We start from the raw sequence: 21073 nt of genomic DNA, 5'->3' as shown, positions 1-21073 counted from the left end.
GAACGAAGTTCGGAGAAATAAATAATTTCCTCCTCTTCGGGTTTGGATTTATAAACCAAATGTAGTTTGATCTATAAATCCAATGGAAATTCTCTAGCTTAAATTTTATTTGAATAATAGAATGACACCGCCGATATCGTCAGTTGTAGATTTAATTTTTTCTAATAGTTTAGATAAGTTTTCCCCTTCGGAAAATGTTGCCTTTACACTCGAGTCCATTGCTTGGGCAACATCAGATATTAATTTTTGCGAGTTGTTTTGATCGGCAATATTCTCTTTAATCTCGGCTAACATCTGTGATAGTTGTTCAGATTCAGATATCAGTTTTTCTTTAATTTGACTTTGGTTGGTTGCGGATTCTGAAATGAAATCAATCTTTTCAAAAATCTGTTTCACTTCACTGATGATTTCTTTATATAGTTGATTGGTTTCATTTATTTTCTGGCGGTTTAAGGTTACTTCTTCTTTGTTGCGTTTTACGTTATTGTCAATTTCTTTGATGCTATTGGATGTTTGGGTAGCCAGTTTGGAAACTTCTTGTGCAACAACTGCAAATCCACTTCCATATTCACCGGCTCTTGCCGCCTCTATTGAAGCGTTTAGAGCTAATAAATTAACACGTTCTGAAATTTCTTTAATTACGATGACCATACCTTCAATTTTGCCTGAACTGATGGCGATGTTTTCAATGACATTGGCCATCTCTTCCAAGGCCTTATTTCCTTTTTGGATTTTGTCGGAAATGCCGAATGTCAATTTTTTTGAAAGATTGCTATTCTCTTCTGACTCATTTATATGTTCTGAGAGTACCTTGATACTTTCGGAAACACTGATCAATGTTGCATAGTTATTCGCAGATGCATTTTCTATGTTTGTCATATTATCCGTCATTTTACGGACTGTTAAATCTAAATTCTGAGAATAATCTTTTTGTCTGATTAAACTGGAATTAAAAGAATCATCGGCTAGTTTTGCATCATCTACGGATGCGGATAATCCTTTCGTTGCATCTTTTAAAAGTATAATGATATCTTGAAAAATATGTAATAGTTCGAATAAAGAAAGAAGAATCGAATCTACTTCGTTTGTCTTTTTTAGTTTTGATTTAATCGAAGGTTCAATGTATAAATTCCCCTTAATTGCATTGGTGATTGTAGTTTTGATGATCAAAAATTGTCTTTTATAACTTCTGATCTGTATTAAAGCAAAAAATACTGTAATCAGAGAGAGAAAGAGCCCAGTCGATTGCATCACAATCATGATCCAACTTAATTCCTGAATACCAAATAATTGATACACCAAAGAACCAAGTTGGGTTGAAATTAAGACAATCGATAGAACTATGTATTGAGTGGTTTTACTATGTTTCATCAATGAAATCTAGACTGAATCCAACCATTTGTGTCCTTCTTCTGGAGTTTCGAATATTTTGACTTCGATACCATTAGAAGCAAAAAAATCGACTAGGTTTTTTTCCGACATCGCAGAGAGCGCTGATTGTGGTTGGATGAGTGCCCACTTTTTCCAGCCGGCTTTGATGGCTCTCGGAGTCCAATCGTTGTTCAACCATTCTACATCTTCTGCTGTATGTGTACCCATATTCCGATTGTCGGACAACCACTTAACTGCTTTGTTATTGATGAGTGCTTCAACACCTTTGTCAAGACTCTCCTTTAAATTTGCCCCAGTGTTTTTCCCAGTTTGTGTAAGAACAACGATCTTTTTATCTTCTAAGTATTCTGTAACTGCTGTAGGGCATTGAAATATGATCATGCGATTTTATCCTTCTTGTTGATCTGATTCATATTTTTTAGAGACGAAAATTGCAAGGTAATTCTAGTATATTGTTATCATTTTTTTATTTTGTTACTGAATGGATGGATCAATGGGATTATCGGAATTGGATGAGTGCACAAAATCCGAAAGAGATTTGTAAAGAGCTAATAGATCGCATATTTATATGTGTTAAATTCTATGAAAAAAGTTGAAAGCCCATTCCTTATATTGTAGTCTTTGTTAAAGGTCGCAATTTTATTATGATAGAAAATCGATATTGGCAAAATTCTGAACCATACCACCTAGTCGAAGTTCTATTAGAGGGGAACCATGTCATATTCAAAGATTGGTTTGATTCTGGGAAAGATCCCAATCGTTCCGATTGGACATTTGAAGAATTTTTATTTGGGAAAGGTAAAACTGAAATCGAATACCAGTTAGGTTCCAATGTCTATGAGGAGATAGTGGATGAGGTTAAGCGTAGGTTGGAGTAGAAAGTAAACAATTCAAAGTATAAAGATTTTTATTTTTTTTGTTTTTGGAGGGAATCTATTTGCCAATAAAAAACTTTTGGATCCATTTAGGATTTTTTATCTGCTTCCTCATAGCCTTGTCATTTTCTATTCTATGGTATTTTTGTTGGCCTGAAGGAGAATCAAAAGATGAAGTAGGATTTATATATTTTCTCATTCGGTATGGACATTCTTTTGTTTGGATTTTGATTTCTGCTGCAAACGTTTTTATATGGATTCAGTTTGCGAAAACGGGAAGTCTGTCCATTCCCAAAACTGCTAGGTTGATTTATGAAATAGCCGGTTTTGCCTACTTAACATTTGTAATTATTTCGTTTCTTAGCAATCGTTAGTTTTCTCCCCAATACATCGAGCACTCCAATTGATAACAAGTTTCGCATTTTGATTGGTAACAATGGTTTGTTGGTTTATCATTAGAATGATTCTATTTTTAAATTACCGTTTTCGGTTTTGTGCTCAAATTTTTTCCCAATTTATCTAAACTACGTTCAGTAAAAAAATAAGAAGTTTATGAATCTAACAAAGTTTGAGTTGCTTTTTATTTTTATCAATATACATATAGGGGTATAGGTATAAAAGTATGAGAACAGTGATTTTGGGTGCGGGGATATCGGGACATACAGCGGCGACTTTACTAAAAAAATACTTGGGCAAAAAACATGAGGTGGTCGTCATTTCTCCGAATGCAAACTGGAATTGGATTCCATCGAATATTTGGGTAGGTGTTGGTGCGATGGTCCCAAAGGAAGTAACCTTTGGTTTAAAACCGATTTACGATAAAATGAGAATTCAATTCATCCAAGCCAAAGTTACTTCTTTATATCCAGAGGGGAAAGAGGGATCTAAAGATGCGTTTGTCGAATATGAATCTACGGCCCCAGAATCAAAAGGCAAAACGGGTCGCATCACTTATGACTATTGTATTAATGCCACGGGGCCTAAGCTTAATTTCTCTGCAACACCTGGCCTTGGTCCCGAGGAAGGAAATACCGTTTCTGTTTGTACCTATTTACACGCAGAAGAAGCAAATGAGAAATTACAGATTCTAATTCAAAGAATGAAAAGGGGAGAATCGTTCAAATTTGTATTTGGAACGGGACACGGAATGTGTACCTGTCAAGGTGCCGCCTTTGAATATCTTTTTAATGTGGATCACGAATTGAGAAAAGCAGGTGTAAGGGACCAGGCGAAAATTCTTTGGATTTCCAATGAATATGAGTTAGGTGACTTTGGGATGGGGGGAATGCATTTAGAACAAGGTGGTTACGTCACAAGTAGCAAAATATTCGCAGAATCCTTGTTCACCGAAAGAGGAATTCAATGGAAAACTCGGGCTCATATAACAAAAATTGAAAAAGATAAAATCCATTATACAACACTTGATGGTGAAAATGGGTTTGTAAGTTATGATTTTTCTATGTTAATCCCCCCTTTTAGTGGAGTGGGTTTAAAGGCCTATGCAAACAATGGGGAGGATATCACCTCAACATTGTTTGCTGCCAATGGAATGATGAAGGTTGACGCAAACTATGAAGCGAAAGTGTATGAAAAATGGGATGCAAAAGATTGGCCAAGTACTTACCAGTCACCATTTTATTCCAATCTCTTTGGAGTAGGAATTGCTTTTGCTCCCCCACATCCCATTTCTAAAGTGATGAAAAACAGTGAAGGAATCCAAATTTCTCCAACTCCGCCGAGAACAGGGATGCCTTCTGCCATCATGGGGAAAGTTGTGGCCCAAAATATTGCACACCAAATAAAAACAAAAACCAACGAACTAAAACATCGGGCTTCTATGGCGGAAATGGGCGCTGCTTGTATCGCTTCTGCGGGTAATGGTGTCTTTTCTGGAACTGCGGTCTCTATGACAGTCTATCCGATTGTCCCTGACTTCAAACAGTATCCGAAATGGGGAAGGTCTCTTACTTATACTACTGGCGAGATTGGACTTGCCGGCCATTGGATTAAGATGGTTTTGCACTATATGTTTATGTATAAAGCAAAATGTAAACTAGGTTGGTGGTTGATTCCAGAATGAAAGGAGTAATGTATGAACAGAAATGAATCAATAGAGTTAGTATTATTAGAAAAAGAAGAATTAAATTCTTCTTACCAACAAGGCGATTTTGTCGCAGTTCCTAATACAAAAACGAAATTTTTTCGTACTTTTTTACCTTGGCAATTAGTAAGATTTTTATGGATTAATATTCGAATGATGCTGATGATTCTTAAATCACATCGCTGATAGTATTGAAAAATGACATAAAAAAAGTTTCCATATATCACCTTATCGGTGCTAAACTGTAAAATTCAAGAAAAACTGTTTAGTAATATCCTTTTTTAATTGCCGAATCTTTATTTTTTTATGCAATGAGCTGTAGATTCCTATGGTAACAAATACAAAAAAAGATTTTTGGATTATCGGCTCTCTTCTTTTCTTAAGTTTGGTCCCAAGCATTGCCGGTGTCATTCGTTTCCTGCAAATAATGAAAGGTGATGTTTATACAGTGGAAAACCAACGATTTTTTAATGATCCAATTCCCGTAATCATCCATATCATTGCCGTTGTTTTCTTTAGTATTTTAGGCGCTTTTCAGTTTGCTCCGGGGTTTCGAAAGAAACACATAGTTTGGCATCGAATGTCGGGAAGGTTCCTTGTTTGTCTGGGACTTACCTCTGCACTTTCTGGTTTATGGCTCACTCTTGTATATCCCAGAGTTCCGACTGATGGGGATTGGTTATTTGGAATTCGTCTAGTGGTTGGGATCTGGATGACGTTATGTATAATTGCAGGTTTCTTTTTTGTTCTCAAAAAGAAAATCTCCCTACATAGCCATTGGATGATCCGTGGTTATGCGATTGGAATGGGTGCAGGAACACAAGTATTTACCCATTTGCCTTGGTTTATTTTGGTAGGAGGAGATCCTTCGGGAATTCCCAGAGATTTAATGATGGGTGCTGGTTGGTTCATCAATTTTCTATTTGCAGAATGGATCATTCGTAAAGATCGAAAGTAAACGATCGGACTAATAAAATCCTTTGACCCGAGTGGCAAAAAACTTATCGGCAGTAGACCTTGCCTGTGTGAAAACCCGAAGGAAGTTATTATTTTCTTTTGCCACATAACAAGCGATAAACGAAAAATCCGACAGACTCTTTTCCGATTTCCCTAAGATATCGATGAGTAGTAACTCATTGACCAATGTTCTTGTTTTCTTGTAACGTTGAAATTGTTTTTGAATCTAGTTCAAAACGTTTTGAACGGTATTTTATAAAAATTTAATTCTCTAAATCGTTTTCGCATTGCTTTTTATTTTCCACAAAACCACATTGCACCTGTTACAAAAATTATATGCTAAAACTTCGGAGTCGAAAATGGAACATTTCTTTAAGAGGGTATGCGTTAGCTTTACTCTAATCGCGACAACCATAGTATTTTCATCCTGCGCTGCGTTTATGGACGGAGATGGAAATTTCAGTCTTTTCCAGTCAAATAAAGCCCAAGATGCTTTGCAGTTGAGAAACCAATTCTTGATGGCCTCTGTTTTTTTTCAGGGAACGGATCTGTTTCGAAAACCATCGGTAAAAATGGTGGTACAATTGAGAACCAAGCTTTTTCGTTAAATATCCCTAAAGATGCTTTATCTCAAGACGTAGTCATTACTATGCGAGTAGAAGAGATGAAGGGAACAGATGTTCCTGGAATGACTCCCGTTGCTTCAAAACTTGTATTAGAACCAGAAGGCACTAGTTTTGCAAAACCAGTCACTCTGACAACTAAGTATGATCCAAAGTCCGTCCAGTCACAAATCCAAAACGAACTCACTCAAATTTATTATTTCAATCCAGCAAACAAAGAGTGGGAACAACAAAAAACGAGTGTTGATGCAATTGCAGGAAAACTCACCACCGAGTTGAATCATTTTTCTATTTACGCAGCCTTACATGTAAACATCGAAATGATTGTTGCAAGAATCATCACTGATTCGGCTTCCATTCGTATGGCGGCTGTTCAATTTCGTAATTATTTGGACGATATCAATCAACTCAGCAATCGAAATCGATTTTATTCCTTATTTTCAAGAACATTCCTTCCATTTTTAAATATTGTTAAAGCAGAATATGCTCCTGGAACGGATCCGCTTCGACTTTCTTTTCCTTTTGATGATTTTGATCAGGATGGAGCTGCCAATATTATTGATTCTTTTCCCTATGACCCTACAAATAACAATGATACGGTGGGGCCTCAGATAGTATCAGGAACTCCGAATACAAACCTCCTCCCTCTACAACCAGGTAATCTTTTTACAGTTACTTTCAATGAACCCGTAAACGAACTAACGGTCATTCATTCAGGATTTGTATCTAGAGATCAGAATCTTTATGCTCCTTTGAAATTTGTGTCAGTATCCTTGGATCGAAAGATTGTCACTTATAAAAACGAATTCACTCTCGACTCTGATGCCAACTATGCGTTGTACGTAAACGGTGTTACTGATGAAATTGGAAACTTAGAAAATGGATACCGATTGGTCACGTCATTCCATACAGTGGACACAATTTCACCTAGAGTCACTTCGATTGAACCAGAGGGACAGGATGTAAATCCAAACATCACAGAATTCAAAATTCATTTTAGTGAACCTATGGATCCAGCTACGATTAAAGGATTTGGCTTAGTTGGATTGGGCGATCCGGAAATTATCTTTTCTTCACTTAGTGCGGATCAAAAAACAGCAAATTTTTCTTTCAATCCATCAAAACCATTGCGAAGTGATGCCGCTTACCTTTTGGTTTCCTCTGCGGAAGCAAAAGATACATCAGGAAATTTTTTAGCTGTGTTATCAAAACAATACTTTCTGATCACACAAGACACGGAAGCACCTTTTGTTCGTTTGATCCTTCCTGAAGGCGAAAGAGTAGATCCTACAATCACCAGCTTTCGTGTAGACTTTAGCGAAGCTTTGAATGGATCCAGCACCCAAAACAAATTTGTTTTAAGAGCCAAACAATCGGGGACACTCGTTGCTATTAATTCGGTTGTTTACGATGATGCCAATCGTCGAGTAAACGTAAATATCCCTTCAAATTCACTCATTGAGAAAACAGAATACGAATTAGAGATTCTTCCGGGAATCCAAGATAGCTTCGGAAATGCTATGACCACCGGAAAAGTCCATCTATTTAGAACAACGGATGTAACTCCGCCACAAGTAACTTCTGTGTCTCCAGACCAAGAAAGAGATGTTTTTTACTTCAGTGGAATCAATATCAAAATTAAGTTTAATGATGTTATGGATCGGAACTCTCTCGAATTCAATCCACTTCGCTTGGAAAATCTTTCCGATGGAGGATTACAATACGTTATCTTAACTTCTTATGACCCAGTGATTGGTGAAGCAATTTACCATTTGAATCCGGATCAAGTATTGAGTGATAAAGAATACGAGTATACTGTGCCTTCTGGAATTCGCAACATTGATGGCATTGCATCGGTTTCTACTGCTGTTTCTCGTTTCTTTACTACCGCAGACAGGTTGACACCTTCTTTACCAAAAATCAATAACGTGAATCTTGTCAATTGTCCGAATAATGCAAAGTTGAATCTTAATTTTTCAAGATTGATGGACTTTGAGAATGTAAATTCCAATCCACCTGCTTATCTAAGACTCAATTTAAAAATTCCTGAACTTTTTAAGTATGACCGCCAAACTAACGCTATTTGTAGCTGGAGAACAGTGGAACGCAGAATTGAGAATCCTGATTTCCGAACTTGTCTGAATCTCTCGGCCGTCATTCCCTATGGATATTTATGTATATTAATTCCTGCTCAAATCTCTGTCTTTGACTCCGTTCCCGTGTATTGCACAGTTCCAGATGTTGCTATGACCTACACCAATAAAGACATTCGATTACAATTCGACAAAGGTTCATTAAACAGGAAGGCTGCTGTCTACAAATACAATGCCAATATTAAAAAAGGTGTATTTGACTCACAATGGTCGAATGCTCTTGTCCAAGATGGGAAAATTATGACCTCAACTAGTTATTACTGTCCAAATTACGGTGGGCCATTGAACATTACGCGCTGTGATTACTCTCCGAATGCAGTTTATCAGTTGGAGATTTCTGATCCTTGGTTTGTCAGAGGGAAATTCTTCGATGTTGATAACCAAGAGTTTCTTTTCTATGACAACTTGACGATTCGCACAAATCAAAAATTGTTGAATCCGATTTCTGATGAGTGTGTGGAGTAAAATTCATGCGAGTGAAAGCCACTTTACTAGTATCCTTACTTTCTTTTGTTGCGGCCTCTTGTGGCCAAACAAAAAAAAATGATCTCTCGGATGAATTGTTTTTTGGTTTGCTTCTACTCTCTCAGAAAAACATAGTCTTTCGGATTGTAGAGTCTACCAACTCGCAATCATCAGTAAAAAATATTCGGGCTGGCGGGAGTAATTCTCTGCCAGTTCGATTTCTCAATGATGGAAAATTGAATCATTCGGTGGGATGTAAAAAAGCCCGATTGAATATTTATTCTATTTTTGTCTGGGAAAAAGGAACTGTCACACCGGGTAAGGAACGAATTACCAATGCTTCCGCTGTTGTTTATGACGGAGAATGGATTGATAACCAAAACGGGGGACGTATGAAAGTGAGTTATCCCCTGGATTCTGGAAAGTCTTTTTACGGAATCAGCGGATCGGGTAACGTAAATCCTTTTGCCTGGAAAGACAAAAAGTATGATCGGATAGGACTCAAGATTGGCGCCATAAAATGTGAGTTAGATGAAGCCAAATTAGCAAATCTGCATAATAAATACATTTCTTATGCAATGTGGTATGAATCCGAAACCGGGAAGGCGGATTCGCAACACGGAAGGCGAAGTGTTTTGAATGCATATCCCTTTGATAATAGCATTGAAAAAGTGAATTCAATTAACTACTTTATTTCCGCTACGACTGGTTACTTAAGTTTAAAAGACAATGCTACCTATTTCCCTCGCATTCACAGAAATGCGGGAACAGAAGCGGCAGAACTAGCTGACCCTATAAATAATCCCTTTTGGGGTCTGTTAACTGCCCCTTTTACGGATCGTTTGGATTTTGAATACCTAGACGATGAATACACAATGGATCGATACAGTGAGGATGGACTTATTGTTTTAGATCTGCCTGATGGAAATCGAGAGACTCTGATATTAGATATGTATGCAACGAACAACTTTGTATACCAAACCGAACCTGGATTAACCTCTGCTAAGTTTTCTCCGATTGACTTCATCAAATTTGATCACAAAGAAAATGAGTTTCAAAATTACTATTTAAATGCCGATTTTATAACAACAAACGGAAAGTATTTGGACTCCTGGACACTCCCGACTCCTGGACCTAACCAGCCGAATCCGGCCGCTGGTAGGCATATCGGTTATTTTTTGCCAAAATTTGGAATTAGTAAAGAGTGAGGATTAGAAAACAGTTTCCTTATTGGAACCAAAATAATTATTAATACATAATCGTTATGGTCATTCAAAAAGAAAATTGTAAACAAGGTATCTTTCTATTCCTCCTTATGGGTTTCTTGGCGACATCTTGTTCGTCCCTCGGCATTCCTTTGGAAAAAAAACGTCATCTCCCCATCAATCCACCAAATGGTTGTGAGATGACTTCTGAAGAACGCACGTATCGCGTACTTTTTTTGTTACCCATTTATTCACATATTTTAGGTTCTAGTTCTACAACCAATCAAGCTGACTTATTTGTTTTAGAATCTAAATCCTATGCAAAACCATGGGATATAGTTGTGACAGCTTTGGGTTTTTTATTATCATTTAATTCTTCTACCGAAGTCAAAGTTTATTGTCCGAAATCGGTTGTTTTGGATTCCATAAAAAAAGAACCAAGCTCGGATACCTCTCCATTAAAGTTATCTTATTGGAGGCCGGAAGGTCAAACAACACCGATACAAATGGTAATGTTTGTTCCAGATGATTATAAAATTACAGATGACTCTAAGGCAAAACTCGTAGCTCTATCTCGGGATATTTTAAAGTCTGAGGAACCTTATAAAGTTGTATTAGTCGGAAAATCACAAACTACCGGCGATTTGGCTTATCAAGTTCGTCTTGTGAAACGTCGTTTTGATGAGATAAAACAGGTTTTAAGCAAAGAAGCAATCGATGAGAATCGGATTCGAACTTTTATTTCTGATCGGGAAGTCACTGGAAGTACAAAAGAAGTGGCCGGTGATTCACAATCGACGATTCATATCTATTTGATTAAAGAGTGATTTTTCGCTTTGCAGGTTTCTATTGATTGGATCATCATTGAATCAATAGAAACATAAATGTTGAGTATCGTTATACCTACAGACAATGGAGAGAACGCTTTATTTCAAAAATCCCTTCAGGGTTTTGAAAACCATCCAGAAGTCGAAATCCTTCCAATTAGTCTTTTAGAAGCCTCCTTGCGTGCAGAACGATTGAATATTGGATTTCACAAATCGAAGGGTGAAGTGGTTCTCTTTCATCATCCGAGAACCTATTTACCCCGTGAGGCGATAGACTACTTAATCGAATTGAGTTGTGGGAATGAGTTGAAAGTTAGCTGGGGAGGGTTTTTACATCAATTTGATAAAAAACATTTCCTCCTGAGATTTATATCCTGGTATTCCAATTTCATTCGTTTAAAGAGAGAGGGTATCGTCTATCTTGATCATTGTATTTTTTTTGATAGAAGACTTTGGCAATCGGATCTAAAACTGCAATATATTTTTGAAGATACAGAGCTCAGTCAAAAATTTCGCAGAATTACTTGGCCAGTCCTTTTACAGTATCCAGCCATTACCTCTGCCCATCGATTTGAAAAAAATGGAATCGTCAAACAGTCATTACTCAATCAAATATTGAAATTGGGATATTTCCTCCACTTGCCATCATCATTATTATTTTCTTTGTACCAAAGGTAAAAACCGCATTTGAACGTAAGGTTTTAATTTCTCTTTGAATACAAGCTGTTCGTGATTGTAAAAAATGGGAATTTTGTCTAATGAAGGTTCCAAATTTGCAATATAATGGACTTGTTTTCTTAATTTACCAATAGGAAAATTGATTCCGAAGTATGACTCTCAAACCATTGTATATTTAAAAATCAGGAATAAAATAAATATGAAACTATACACACTCATTCTCATTGTTTTTTTTCACCTACCTCTATTTGCAGAAACAAAAGCCATTTATGAAGTCTGCCAGAACGAGATAGCCACCTATTGTCAAGGGGTCAAACCTACGAAAGCAAGGATTTTACAATGTTTGAAAGAACGCGGTAAAAATCTTTCGGAAGCCTGTGAAGCTAGTCAAAGTGCACTTTCCGATACTATGAAAAGTAAGTCACAAGGTTTTTGTAAAGACGATGTGAGTGAATATTGTCGTTGGATCATTCCTGGCGGCGGACGTATCTTAAAATGTTTATTCGAAAATGAAACAAAAATATCTAATCAGTGTAAGGTTGTGTTGAACGAAACATGACAAGCGTTAGGGATCTGGAGGGCTTGGTCTGCCTACTGGCAGACGGGAGCGAACGCGGACCCCGAAGGAGCCCGGCCCTTATTTAAGGGATTACAATCAAACATTGGATTGGGAACGCTAAACAAAAAAACTTTCTGTAATCGATTCGGATTATAGATGGTAATCGCCGTTAGCTTCTGGTTGGTATTTGATACTCGTGATTTGGAATTGATTTTCTCCTCCAGGGAGTTTCCATTGGATCACGTCGCCAATTTTGTATCCTAGGATCGCAGTACCGATCGGTGCCAAAACAGAAATCTTATTTTGCTCCGTGTTGGCGTCCTCTGGAAAAACCAATCTGAATTCTTGAAACTCTAGTTCGTTTAAATTCTTTAGTTCAATCACAGAATTCATTGTAACAAAGTTTGGTGGAATTGAATGTGAATCCACTTTTTGGGCTCTTTCTATTTCACCGAGTAAGTCTTTTGTATTTGGGTCCATTTTATTTTTTTTCGTATAATCCGAAATCATTAGTTTTAATCGATTATAGTCAAAATGAGTGACACATATTTTGTTTTTCGTATTCATTTAATACTCCTTTAGATTTGTGCAAAACTTTAGACTATAAATAAGATTGCTATACTGTCAAGGTAGATTGTCTAATTTGAAGTTCGCAAATCTGGATTCTTAGTTGACAAAACCTGGGGATTGGATTATTGTTGCTATAGCAACACATGGCCGATTCATTTGATTTAGAGAATTCTTATGCTTATCTGATTTATAGGACGGTTAGAGCTTTGCGGCGCCAGTTCATGCGGTTGGCCTCGGCAAATGGATTGGAACTATTTCCGGAGCAATGGTTTGTTCTTGTTCGATTGATGAAACAACCTGGTTGTAGCCAATCGGATTTGGGAAGGGATTTTGATGATAGGCCGTCTATGGCAAGAGCACTCCGAAATATGGAAGAAAAGGGTTGGATCAAAATCCAATCAAATCCTGAAGACGGTAGGAAAAACCAAGTGTTTCCGACTAAAAAAGGCTCAGAAATTTATCAATTGATGGTCTCTGTTGTTACTGAAGAAAGGAAACGCATGTTTAAAAAACTATCGGCTCAAGACTTTAAGACATTTAAGAGGATTATTGATCAAATTTATGAGGAATCAATAATTTGATTTTTTTTATCAATAATGGTGCTATAGCAACTAAATAGGATTTTGAGATGTATAAAAAAGTTTTTGGATTTTTAGTGATTCTAGGAGGAATTATGATCACAAATCAAATCAGCGCAGAAAGGAATGAGGATTCGCTAAGGAAAGAATTTCTCTTTATTATGAAGAACATAGACGAGAGAAAAGTTTCAGAAATAGAATCGAAATTCCATTCTGATTATGCGGATAGTGTTTATATTAAAGGAAGTGGTTCAATATTTAGTTCCAATAAAACAAATTATATCCAATCACTAAAGGATGGAAAGATAGGAGGAGTGGAGAGAGATGTCCGCATTCATTCGATAGATTTTATTGATCAGTTTGGATTTGTAAAAGTCGATTTGGAAAGTAAGGTGATGAAGTTCCAGTCAATGTATACTTTTTATTTTGAAAATGGGGAATGGAAAATGATCAAAGCAGTGGTGGTTGCTGAGAAAAAGTAAAATAGAAATTAACCGTGTCCAGGAGGTTTCTTGGGTTAAGTGGATGGTGCTTGACTGAAAAACCTTTCTGGATTTTTGCCTCTTCCTCTCCGTTGTCGTAAATCTCCTTACACTCTCAGACTTTTCTTCGTACAATCACTGCCTAAATTATGATTTTCCTCCCTAGATGATTTTTCTCTTGCATGGAAACACAGGAAACTATAAATGTTTCCTAAAGAAACAAAGGATACAAAATATGTTTCCAAATAAAATGAGAGAAATCAAATCAAATTCGGCCGTCGTTGGTCTGTATGTCATTCTTTTCGCCTTATTGGGCTTTTGGGTCCCGCTCGCGGCGAAGGAACCAAACAAAGCCACTTCCTTACGGATGGATGACATACTTAGGATGGCCTGGGAGAACCAGGTCAGTCTGCAAACTCTAAAGTTGCAGTTGAAAACGACAAACTATGAATGGGAAAAAGTGAATGGTGCCTATGCATGGACAGCTGAAGCGAAAGGAACGGCAAAAAATACAAGTAACTTCAACCTTCCGCAATATGCCATTCAGGGAACGAAGATTACAGATAACAGCATTCAGGCGGGTATTAACAAAAAGTTTAGCACCGGAACAACGCTCGGAATTGCTGTCATTGACAATCGTTATGAAACAAATGCTGGTAAAACGCAAAGTTCCAGTGGGTTTTCAAGTTTTGCTCAACCTTCCTATCATTATGCCACGGTTGGTATCAATATCAGTCAGGATCTTTTAAAGAACTTTTTTGGATACCAAGATAGATTAAAATTAGCAACCGCTAGACGATCATCATCAATTCAAAGATTAAATACCTTAGATTCATTATCTAAAAGCTTAGTGAATTCGTTGATTGAGTTTTGGAATTTGAGTTTGTCTGAAGAAGTTCTTGAAACCAATTCCTCCCTACTTGGAAATGCAAAACTCATTCGAGATATTTATTCAAAAAAAGCAAACTTTGGATTTGATACTACGGGTGATATTCATCAATGGAATTCCATTGTTCTTTCTGCAACAAGTGCAGTTAAAAATTCCGAACTTGAAAGAAACAAAAACAGGCGAGACTTATTAGCTTCCTTAGGAAAAGAACCTGAAGAAAATTTTTCTTTTTTGCCTGTATTGATCGAAGAACAGATAGAGGTCACTTCGAATTATGAAGAGGAAGTTTTAATTGCATTCGAAAAAAGATATGATGTAAGGGCATCATTATTGCAATTGAAAAATTCCGAAGACAGTCTCAAATCAGCAGACAATGGTTTGCTTCCGAAGTTTTCTGTTGGTGGGACATACAATTTCAAAAATTATGACCAACAATTTCCGCAAGATTTTTACGGAATTCTGGGCGGAAGGTTCAACCAAAACACAGCTGAATTTAAACTGGAATATCCTTTAGGAAATGAAATTGCGGAAGCAGAATATACAAAAGCCGAATCCGAAAAAAGACAAGCTCAATTGGAGTGGGCAGAAACTCAAAATAAGGTAAGAGCCGACTTATTATCGAAACGAGAAAACATAACGGTTAGTTATGAACTCTTTTTAGAAGCAAAGAAAAACAAACAAGAAAGTAAACTTTTTTATGATAAGGCATTGTCTGCATTTAGAAATGGGCGTGGAACCTCTGTTGTGTTAAAGAATGCAATGGATGCCTATGTACGTTCTCAATCAAACCATTCACAATCTCTTATCACTTATAATATAGCAATCGTTCAGTATGAAATTTCCAAAGGAACATTTTTTGAAAAATATTCCTTGGATCCCGAACAATTATCTTTACTTAACACAGAGGAAAACCTATGAACTTAGCTAAACTATCCATTCAACGTCCTGTTTTTATCGCCTGTACTGTCATTCTGATCGTTGTTGTTGGAATTGTAAGTTTTGGCAAACTTGGGGTTGAGAACTTCCCTGATATGAGTATTCCCACCATATCGATCAACGTAACTTATCCTGGTGCGGCACCGAATGAAATTGAAACACTAGTCGCCAAACCAATTGAAGATGAACTCTCGACTATTTCTGGATTAAAAAAACTTAGATCCATTTGTAATGAGGGATCTGTTGTGATTGTAGCTGAGTTTTCTTCAGAAACCGTGATTAGTTATGCGGAACAACAAATTCGGGATAAAGTTGCCTTTGCCAAAAAAAAGTTACCGGCAGAGTTAGAGGAACCTGTAATCAAAAGATTGGATCCTGCAGACCAACCAATTTTAAGTATTTCACTCCAATCTAAATTGGGAGAAAATGAGTTTTATGATTTTGCTTCAGAGACAATCAAACAAAGGTTAATCTCTGTTTCGAATGTAGGTTCTGTGGACATTGTCGGAGGGCGCAAAAAAGAGATTTGGGTGGAGCTTGATCGAAACAAATTGAAATCTAGGAATTTATCGGCTACCCAAGTATCGCAAAGAATTGCTGCCGGTGGTGCCAATATTCCTGCGGGAAAGGTTCGGGGGGAAGATTCTGATTTATCCTTTCGAACTATCAATGAATACCGAAGTTTTGATGAAATTCGAAATGTTCCAATTAGTTTTTTAAATAACGAGATTCCTATTCAGTTATCGGATGTAGGTCGAGTTGTTGTTGGTTCGGAAGATGTCACTTCTCTTGCCTTTTGGAATGGGAAACCAGCCCTGTTTTTACTCGTTTACAAACAGTCAGGTGCTAACTCGGTGCAGGTGGCAGAAGCAGTAAAAAAGAAAATTATTGATCTTCAGAAAGAATTTCCGGAAGTCAAATTTGATTTTTATAATGATTCTTCTAAAGTAGTAAAAGACAATGTTTGGGACGTAGAAGAATCCATTTACATTGGAATTGCCCTGACAATTATCGTAGTTTTATTTTTCTTAGGTAGTGTTCGTTCCACTCTGATTACAGGACTTGCTTTGCCTACTTCGCTGCTTGGATCTTTTATCCTGATGAGTTTTGCTGGATTTACGATCAACCAAATGACTTTACTTGCACTTTCTCTTGCAGTGGGACTTCTCATTGATGATGCGATAGTCGTGAGGGAAAATATTCACAGACACAAAGAAATGGGTAAGGATAGTAAACAGGCCGCACTTGATGGAACGAAAGAAGTTACTCTTGCTGTACTTGCGACTACATTTGCGATTCTTGCTGTGTTTGGACCAATTGCTTTTATTGATGGAGTGATTGGGCAAATTTTGCGTCCCTTCGGCCTCACCGTATGTTTTGCGTTACTCATTTCTTTATATGATGCCTTAACTATTGCACCAATGATGTCAGCCTACTTTGGCGGGGAACATAACCCTAAGGAACCGGGTAAAATAGAAAGGTATTTGTCAATACCACTCCGTGCGTTTGATCGGTTCCAAGAAAAATTAACCAATGGTTATGTAAAAACTTTGGGAATATCAACCAAACATCCGTTATTTGTTTTGTCGATAGCTCTACTTATTTTTGTAAGCAGTATATTTTTATCCAAAACATTAAAGTCGGAGTTTATCCCAACGCAAGATTTAGGGCAATTTACGGTTACTTTTGAATTGCCACCTGGTTCTAGTGTAGAAGCTACAAAGGAATTAAATGAGGATGTGAATGCTCTTTTAAGATCCAAAAAGGAAGTCGGTTTGACTGCGGGGTATGTAAAACAAAATAAAATTGATATATACGTGGAATTGGTTTCTTCCAAAAAAAGGGAAATGAATACTCCGCAGTTTAAAGAATATATCAGAAAAGAATTATCCCCTTATGCTTATGCAAAACCGATAGTGAAGAACTACGATGCCATAGGCGGTGGTCAAAGGTCTTTTTCTTTCGTTATAACCGGAAATAATCCAGAGGAAATTGAATCGTATAGTAAACTTGTCTTTGAGAAAGTTAAAAAAATCCCTGATCTAACAGATCCAGACATTAGTCTTCGAGATGGAGCCCCTGAATTCAAAATTGTGCCTAAGGGAGAACAAATTGTGAAGATGGGTGTGAACCCTCAAGCTTTAGGAAAAGAACTTAGAACGATTGTTGAGGGTGATACATCTGCAGTGTTTAGAGAAAAAAACTTAGAGTATGACATTCGTGTTCGTATGTTAGAAGATCAAAGGAATATTGAAAAGAATTTTCGTCAGGTTTCTGTACCAAATATCAACGGTTATCTGGTTCCCCTTTCTTTTGTGAGCTCAGGTGTTTCCACAACTGGCCCTGCTACCATCCAAAGACAAAACAGAAGTCGTTCTGTTGAAATCTCAGCAGATACTAACCCCAATGGGCGCGGGTCCGGATACACAATGTCCGAGTTACAAAGGATATTGAAAGAGGATCTACCTCTTCCGGAAGGAATTAAGGTTTCGTATAGTGGGCAAACAGAAAATTTGGAATCCACAGGAAAGAACATGGCCATTGCGCTTGGTCTCGGAGTTGTGTTTATTTATCTGGTGCTTGCTTCTTTGTATGAGAGTTTTATCATTCCGATTTCTATTTTGGTGGTGATTCCTTTAGCAATGACAGGAGCATTTATTGGATTGTATGTGACTGGAAAATCAATGGATATATTTGCTAATATTGGAATGATTTTACTTTTTGGATTAGCTACGAAAAATTCGATTCTTCTCATTGATTTTGCCAAAGACTTACAAAATACTGGAGTGGATACTCGTACGGCGCTTATCGAAGCGGGTAGGGCGAGGTTACGACCGATCCTTATGACATCGATTGCACTCATTGCAGGTATGATGCCTGTGGCCGTTGGACTGAACGAAGCGTCCAAACAGAGAACCAGTATGGGAGTGACTGTAATTGGAGGTTTGATTTCTTCCACCATTCTTACTCTCTACGTGATCCCTGCGGTCTACCAGTATATAACAAAGTTGATTGATTCCATGAGTAAAAAGAAAAAGTGAGGGTTTTGAATTTGGATCCGGTGCAGATTAGAATATTAGAAAAAGCAGAAGAACTATTCTTGAAGTATGGATATTCCAAGACAAAAATGGAAGAGATTGCGAGTTCTCTGAAGATCAGTCGTAAAACTTTGTATAAATATTACTCCAATAAACAAGACCTTATGGAGTTTTATATGGATTATAAACAGAATGAGATCCAAAAGGTGATTCAGGAAATAGCAAATGATGAAACTCTAACGGCGGTGCAGAAATTTTCGAAAATGCATCGTTCTCTCGTGGAAGAATCGCCTTATGTGATGAACGATTTGTTTATTAGAGAAATTTCAGAAATGTTTCCGTTGCAAGTGGAGCGATTCAAAAAACGAAGGGAAAAAGAAATTCCTGAATCCATTGGAAAAATATTCAACATGGCAAAAATGAAAGGAGAACTTCGGGATGGATTTATGCCCGAAGTTGCCGTACATCTTTTTCTTGCTTCCATTGAAATGATTCTCAGTAACAAAAATTCGATCACAGTTCCATTGAATATCCATGAGTTTCAATTGGAAGTTGTGAATGTAATTTTTTATGGAGTGCTTAAGAGGTAAAACTTAACTCTTTGTAACGAAAACAACTTTCGACATGGTCATTGACAAGCCCACAGGCTTGCATGTGGGCATAGATAACCGTGCTTCCCACGAACTTAAAGCCTCGTTTGATTAAATCCTTACTGAGTGCATCGGATTCTTTTGTGGTTGCGGGAACATCCGATAAACTTTTTCGTTTGTTTTGGATGGGTTTGTGACCAACAAAACTCCAAATGTAAAAATCAAAAGATCCAAATTCTTTTTGAATTTCTAAAAAACGTTTTGCATTGTTGACTGCTGCAAATACCTTCAATCGATTTCTTACAATCGATGGGTCAAGAAGAATAGTTTCTAATTTTTTGTCGGTGAACTTTGCAACCTTGGTTGGTTCAAAGTCTGCAAATAGTTTTCTATAACCTTCCCGTTTCTTTAAGATAGTCGCCCAACTGAGTCCTGCTTGTGCACCTTCTAGGATCAAAAATTCAAAATGGGTTTTGTCATCGTGTACGGGAACACCCCATTCTTCATCGTGGTATTGGATGTATTGGTCAAATTTCAAACACCAGGAACACCGTTCCCATTCTGGGTGAGTTTTCATATCTTTGGAGTCCATTTGGTAAACAAGTTTTTAATTCAATTCCGTATCTAACCATAAGTTAGGAATTGTACGGAAGCAGTCAATGCAATTGCTTTGGCCAGTTTATCGGCGAAATCTAGTCGTTCTATGTTGTATGGGTTTTGGAAAATTAGTAAAAAAATTATTGCCTGTCGATTCTATCCTTTGTTATACTTGTGCTCTTTACGGAATTGACAAAGTTTGAGGAGCAGATATGAATCGATTTTTAATTTTAAAATTACTCGTGGTCTTTATGATTTCCGTTTCTCCGGTATTTGCGGAAGAATGTGAGGAAAATGATCTCTCCTGCCAAATGCAAGGCAAAGTAGAAAGTGCCGAAAATGAACCAGCGTTAAATCCTGATAAGGTGGAAGATAAAGTACATAAATTTTGTACCAAAAAACCAGACAGTAACAAGTGTTTGAAAAATCCTGATTGTTATTGGGATTCTACCGTAAAGGGTGGAAAGTGTAAGGGTAAAGGGCATCCATAGCCATTCACTAGGCAGGGAATTTTGTTTTAGAGATATTCCCTGTTTTATTTACAATCTGTGTAAAAAATTTTCGATAGCAGTGTCTCTTTCCTTTAGTTTGTCAAAAAGAATTCCGTAGTGGTTTGTTTTGATTTCCTTTCCGCTTGAGAATTGTATTTTTGCTAACATGGATTCAAACGATGGTTTAGGGAGTAAGTCATCATTAGGGAATAAATTCATTTCAGTGGCACGAAGTATGAGAGTCGGTGTTTGTATTTTTTCAAAGTCTAGATTTTTGTTTTCTTTAATCTTCGAAATCACTCTTTTGGGGTTCTCAATCAGGTATTTGAATACCATCAAAAGATTCATAGAACCTCCCATTTCTTTTAATTCCTCTTCCATAACGAACTTTGGCATATGGCAAATATATCCGTCCTTAGTTTTTTCTAGTTCGAGTCGGAAATAGTCTTCGATATCTTCTGTCCAATGAGGCACTAGGGGTGAGTTTTTTACTAGTTTCAAATAATCCGAAATCGTTGGATAGGTGACATCCAATCTCTCGAAGGATTGTTGGAGGACCTTTAGAATTTGAAGTCTTTTGGAAAGAGAAAGTAGACCTCCTCCATCCATAAGGATCATAGCCTTGACAACTTCAGGATAGGATATCGCATAACGAAGCGCAATCATACAACCGAAGGAATGTGCAAAAAAAATCGGATTTTTGATTTTGTAATGAGAAATGATACCTCTTAGATCCTTGATATGATTTTGGAATCCATAACCAGACTTTGGTTTGTCCGATTTACCTCGCCCACGTAAATCATACGACAAAACTCTATACCCTAAACGGTTCAATCGTACTGCTAAAGGTTTCATTGAGTATAAATTTCCTGACAATCCATGCAAGCAAACGATTGTTTGTTTATTTCCGGGCCATAGACCTACTCGGATATTAATGCCATTGGTTGTGATAGATTCTTCTTTGTAATTTTTTGATTTTTTTTTGGGTGCAGGTTGACTCATTGGGTAAACTTGAAAGTATTTCATTCCTTTCGTAAATAAAATTTGAATATATTTTCGATCTTTAT

At 37.1% G+C, this 21073-nt stretch carries 22 protein-coding genes; 16 read left to right on the top strand and 6 right to left on the bottom strand.

Annotated elements, in window-relative coordinates; genetic code table 11:
- Window positions 1-105 precede the first annotated feature (105 nt).
- Window positions 106-1371 carry a methyl-accepting chemotaxis protein gene (locus LEP1GSC195_RS01370; RefSeq protein ID WP_015679475.1) on the bottom strand — a complete coding sequence of 422 codons (1266 nt, stop codon included), beginning with the start codon at window positions 1369-1371 and terminating at the stop codon, window positions 106-108.
- A 9-nt stretch (window positions 1372-1380) separates the two neighbouring features.
- Complete coding sequence (locus LEP1GSC195_RS01365) at window positions 1381-1773, bottom strand: STAS/SEC14 domain-containing protein (protein ID WP_015679711.1); 393 nt, start codon at window positions 1771-1773, stop codon at window positions 1381-1383.
- Window positions 1774-2036: 263 nt separating this feature from the next.
- On the opposite strand from LEP1GSC195_RS01365, the gene LEP1GSC195_RS01360 reads away from it, so the two are divergent.
- The 5 genes from LEP1GSC195_RS01360 to LEP1GSC195_RS01340 all read left to right on the top strand — a co-directional run bounded on the left by LEP1GSC195_RS01360 (window position 2037) and on the right by LEP1GSC195_RS01340 (window position 5326).
- Entirely contained in the window at window positions 2037-2270 is a 234-nt protein-coding gene (locus LEP1GSC195_RS01360; protein ID WP_040506172.1) for a hypothetical protein, read from the top strand.
- 59 nt (window positions 2271-2329) lie between these two features.
- Window positions 2330-2641, top strand: a complete 312-nt coding sequence (locus tag LEP1GSC195_RS01355) for a hypothetical protein (RefSeq protein ID WP_015679715.1) — start codon at window positions 2330-2332, stop codon at window positions 2639-2641.
- A 248-nt stretch (window positions 2642-2889) separates the two neighbouring features.
- Window positions 2890-4347, top strand: a complete 1458-nt coding sequence (locus LEP1GSC195_RS01350; RefSeq protein ID WP_015679487.1) for an NAD(P)/FAD-dependent oxidoreductase — start codon at window positions 2890-2892, stop codon at window positions 4345-4347.
- A gap of 12 nt (window positions 4348-4359) precedes the next feature.
- The gene (locus LEP1GSC195_RS01345) at window positions 4360-4554 is read left to right on the top strand and encodes a hypothetical protein (protein WP_015679563.1); all 195 of its coding nucleotides are present in this window, start codon (window positions 4360-4362) and stop codon (window positions 4552-4554) included.
- A 142-nt stretch (window positions 4555-4696) separates the two neighbouring features.
- Window positions 4697-5326: a DUF2306 domain-containing protein gene (locus LEP1GSC195_RS01340; RefSeq protein WP_015679621.1), complete on the top strand. Its 630-nt coding sequence runs from the start codon at window positions 4697-4699 to the stop codon at window positions 5324-5326.
- Window positions 5327-5335: 9 nt separating this feature from the next.
- Here LEP1GSC195_RS01340 and LEP1GSC195_RS19670 read toward each other — a convergent pair whose 3' ends face one another.
- On the bottom strand, window positions 5336-5512 hold the full coding sequence (locus LEP1GSC195_RS19670) for a hypothetical protein (protein WP_015679666.1): 177 nt from the start codon (window positions 5510-5512) through the stop codon (window positions 5336-5338).
- A 462-nt stretch (window positions 5513-5974) separates the two neighbouring features.
- On the opposite strand from LEP1GSC195_RS19670, the gene LEP1GSC195_RS01335 reads away from it, so the two are divergent.
- From LEP1GSC195_RS01335 to LEP1GSC195_RS01315, 5 genes are all read left to right on the top strand, one after another.
- Window positions 5975-8566, top strand: coding sequence for an Ig-like domain-containing protein (locus tag LEP1GSC195_RS01335; RefSeq protein ID WP_015679719.1), 2592 nt, complete (start codon window positions 5975-5977; stop codon window positions 8564-8566).
- 5 nt (window positions 8567-8571) lie between these two features.
- Window positions 8572-9774, top strand: a complete 1203-nt coding sequence (locus tag LEP1GSC195_RS01330) for a hypothetical protein (protein ID WP_015679682.1) — start codon at window positions 8572-8574, stop codon at window positions 9772-9774.
- A 149-nt stretch (window positions 9775-9923) separates the two neighbouring features.
- The gene (locus tag LEP1GSC195_RS01325; protein WP_232227601.1) at window positions 9924-10598 is read left to right on the top strand and encodes an OmpA family protein; all 675 of its coding nucleotides are present in this window, start codon (window positions 9924-9926) and stop codon (window positions 10596-10598) included.
- Between the two features lie 57 nt (window positions 10599-10655).
- Window positions 10656-11276 (top strand): glycosyltransferase family protein, encoded by a 621-nt coding sequence (locus LEP1GSC195_RS01320; RefSeq protein ID WP_015679624.1) that lies wholly within the window; start codon window positions 10656-10658, stop codon window positions 11274-11276.
- A gap of 199 nt (window positions 11277-11475) precedes the next feature.
- Window positions 11476-11835, top strand: coding sequence for a cysteine rich repeat-containing protein (locus tag LEP1GSC195_RS01315; RefSeq protein WP_015679613.1), 360 nt, complete (start codon window positions 11476-11478; stop codon window positions 11833-11835).
- Between the two features lie 150 nt (window positions 11836-11985).
- Here LEP1GSC195_RS01315 and rnk read toward each other — a convergent pair whose 3' ends face one another.
- A complete protein-coding gene (rnk, locus tag LEP1GSC195_RS01310) occupies window positions 11986-12402 on the bottom strand; it encodes a nucleoside diphosphate kinase regulator (RefSeq protein WP_015679670.1) in 417 nt (138 codons plus the stop codon).
- 146 nt (window positions 12403-12548) lie between these two features.
- On the opposite strand from rnk, the gene LEP1GSC195_RS01305 reads away from it, so the two are divergent.
- The 5 genes from LEP1GSC195_RS01305 (at window position 12549) to LEP1GSC195_RS01285 (ending at window position 18918) form a co-directional block, all read left to right on the top strand.
- A complete protein-coding gene (locus tag LEP1GSC195_RS01305; protein WP_040506171.1) occupies window positions 12549-12986 on the top strand; it encodes a MarR family winged helix-turn-helix transcriptional regulator in 438 nt (145 codons plus the stop codon).
- 47 nt (window positions 12987-13033) lie between these two features.
- Window positions 13034-13465, top strand: coding sequence for a nuclear transport factor 2 family protein (locus LEP1GSC195_RS01300; protein ID WP_015679699.1), 432 nt, complete (start codon window positions 13034-13036; stop codon window positions 13463-13465).
- 235 nt (window positions 13466-13700) lie between these two features.
- The gene (locus tag LEP1GSC195_RS01295; protein ID WP_015679668.1) at window positions 13701-15272 is read left to right on the top strand and encodes a TolC family protein; all 1572 of its coding nucleotides are present in this window, start codon (window positions 13701-13703) and stop codon (window positions 15270-15272) included.
- A complete protein-coding gene (locus LEP1GSC195_RS01290; protein WP_015679470.1) occupies window positions 15269-18331 on the top strand; it encodes an efflux RND transporter permease subunit in 3063 nt (1020 codons plus the stop codon). Before LEP1GSC195_RS01295 ends, LEP1GSC195_RS01290 begins: the two co-directional genes overlap by 4 nt.
- Window positions 18332-18336: 5 nt before the next feature.
- Complete coding sequence (locus LEP1GSC195_RS01285) at window positions 18337-18918, top strand: TetR/AcrR family transcriptional regulator (protein ID WP_015679589.1); 582 nt, start codon at window positions 18337-18339, stop codon at window positions 18916-18918.
- Here the strand turns inward: LEP1GSC195_RS01285 and LEP1GSC195_RS01280 are convergent.
- Complete coding sequence (locus LEP1GSC195_RS01280) at window positions 18908-19495, bottom strand: DNA-3-methyladenine glycosylase I (RefSeq protein WP_015679671.1); 588 nt, start codon at window positions 19493-19495, stop codon at window positions 18908-18910. The two genes, LEP1GSC195_RS01285 and LEP1GSC195_RS01280, sit on opposite strands and share 11 nt — an antisense overlap.
- Before the next feature lie 232 nt (window positions 19496-19727).
- On the opposite strand from LEP1GSC195_RS01280, the gene LEP1GSC195_RS01275 reads away from it, so the two are divergent.
- On the top strand, window positions 19728-20006 hold the full coding sequence (locus LEP1GSC195_RS01275) for a hypothetical protein (RefSeq protein WP_015679695.1): 279 nt from the start codon (window positions 19728-19730) through the stop codon (window positions 20004-20006).
- A gap of 48 nt (window positions 20007-20054) precedes the next feature.
- Here LEP1GSC195_RS01275 and LEP1GSC195_RS01270 read toward each other — a convergent pair whose 3' ends face one another.
- Complete coding sequence (locus LEP1GSC195_RS01270; protein WP_040506170.1) at window positions 20055-21008, bottom strand: alpha/beta fold hydrolase; 954 nt, start codon at window positions 21006-21008, stop codon at window positions 20055-20057.
- Between the last annotated feature and the right edge of the window lie 65 nt (window positions 21009-21073).

The sequence above is a fragment of the Leptospira wolbachii serovar Codice str. CDC genome, from assembly GCF_000332515.2.
Classification (GTDB): Bacteria; Spirochaetota; Leptospiria; order Leptospirales; family Leptospiraceae; genus Leptospira_A; species Leptospira_A wolbachii.
This window is presented reverse-complemented; position numbering and strand designations above follow the sequence as displayed.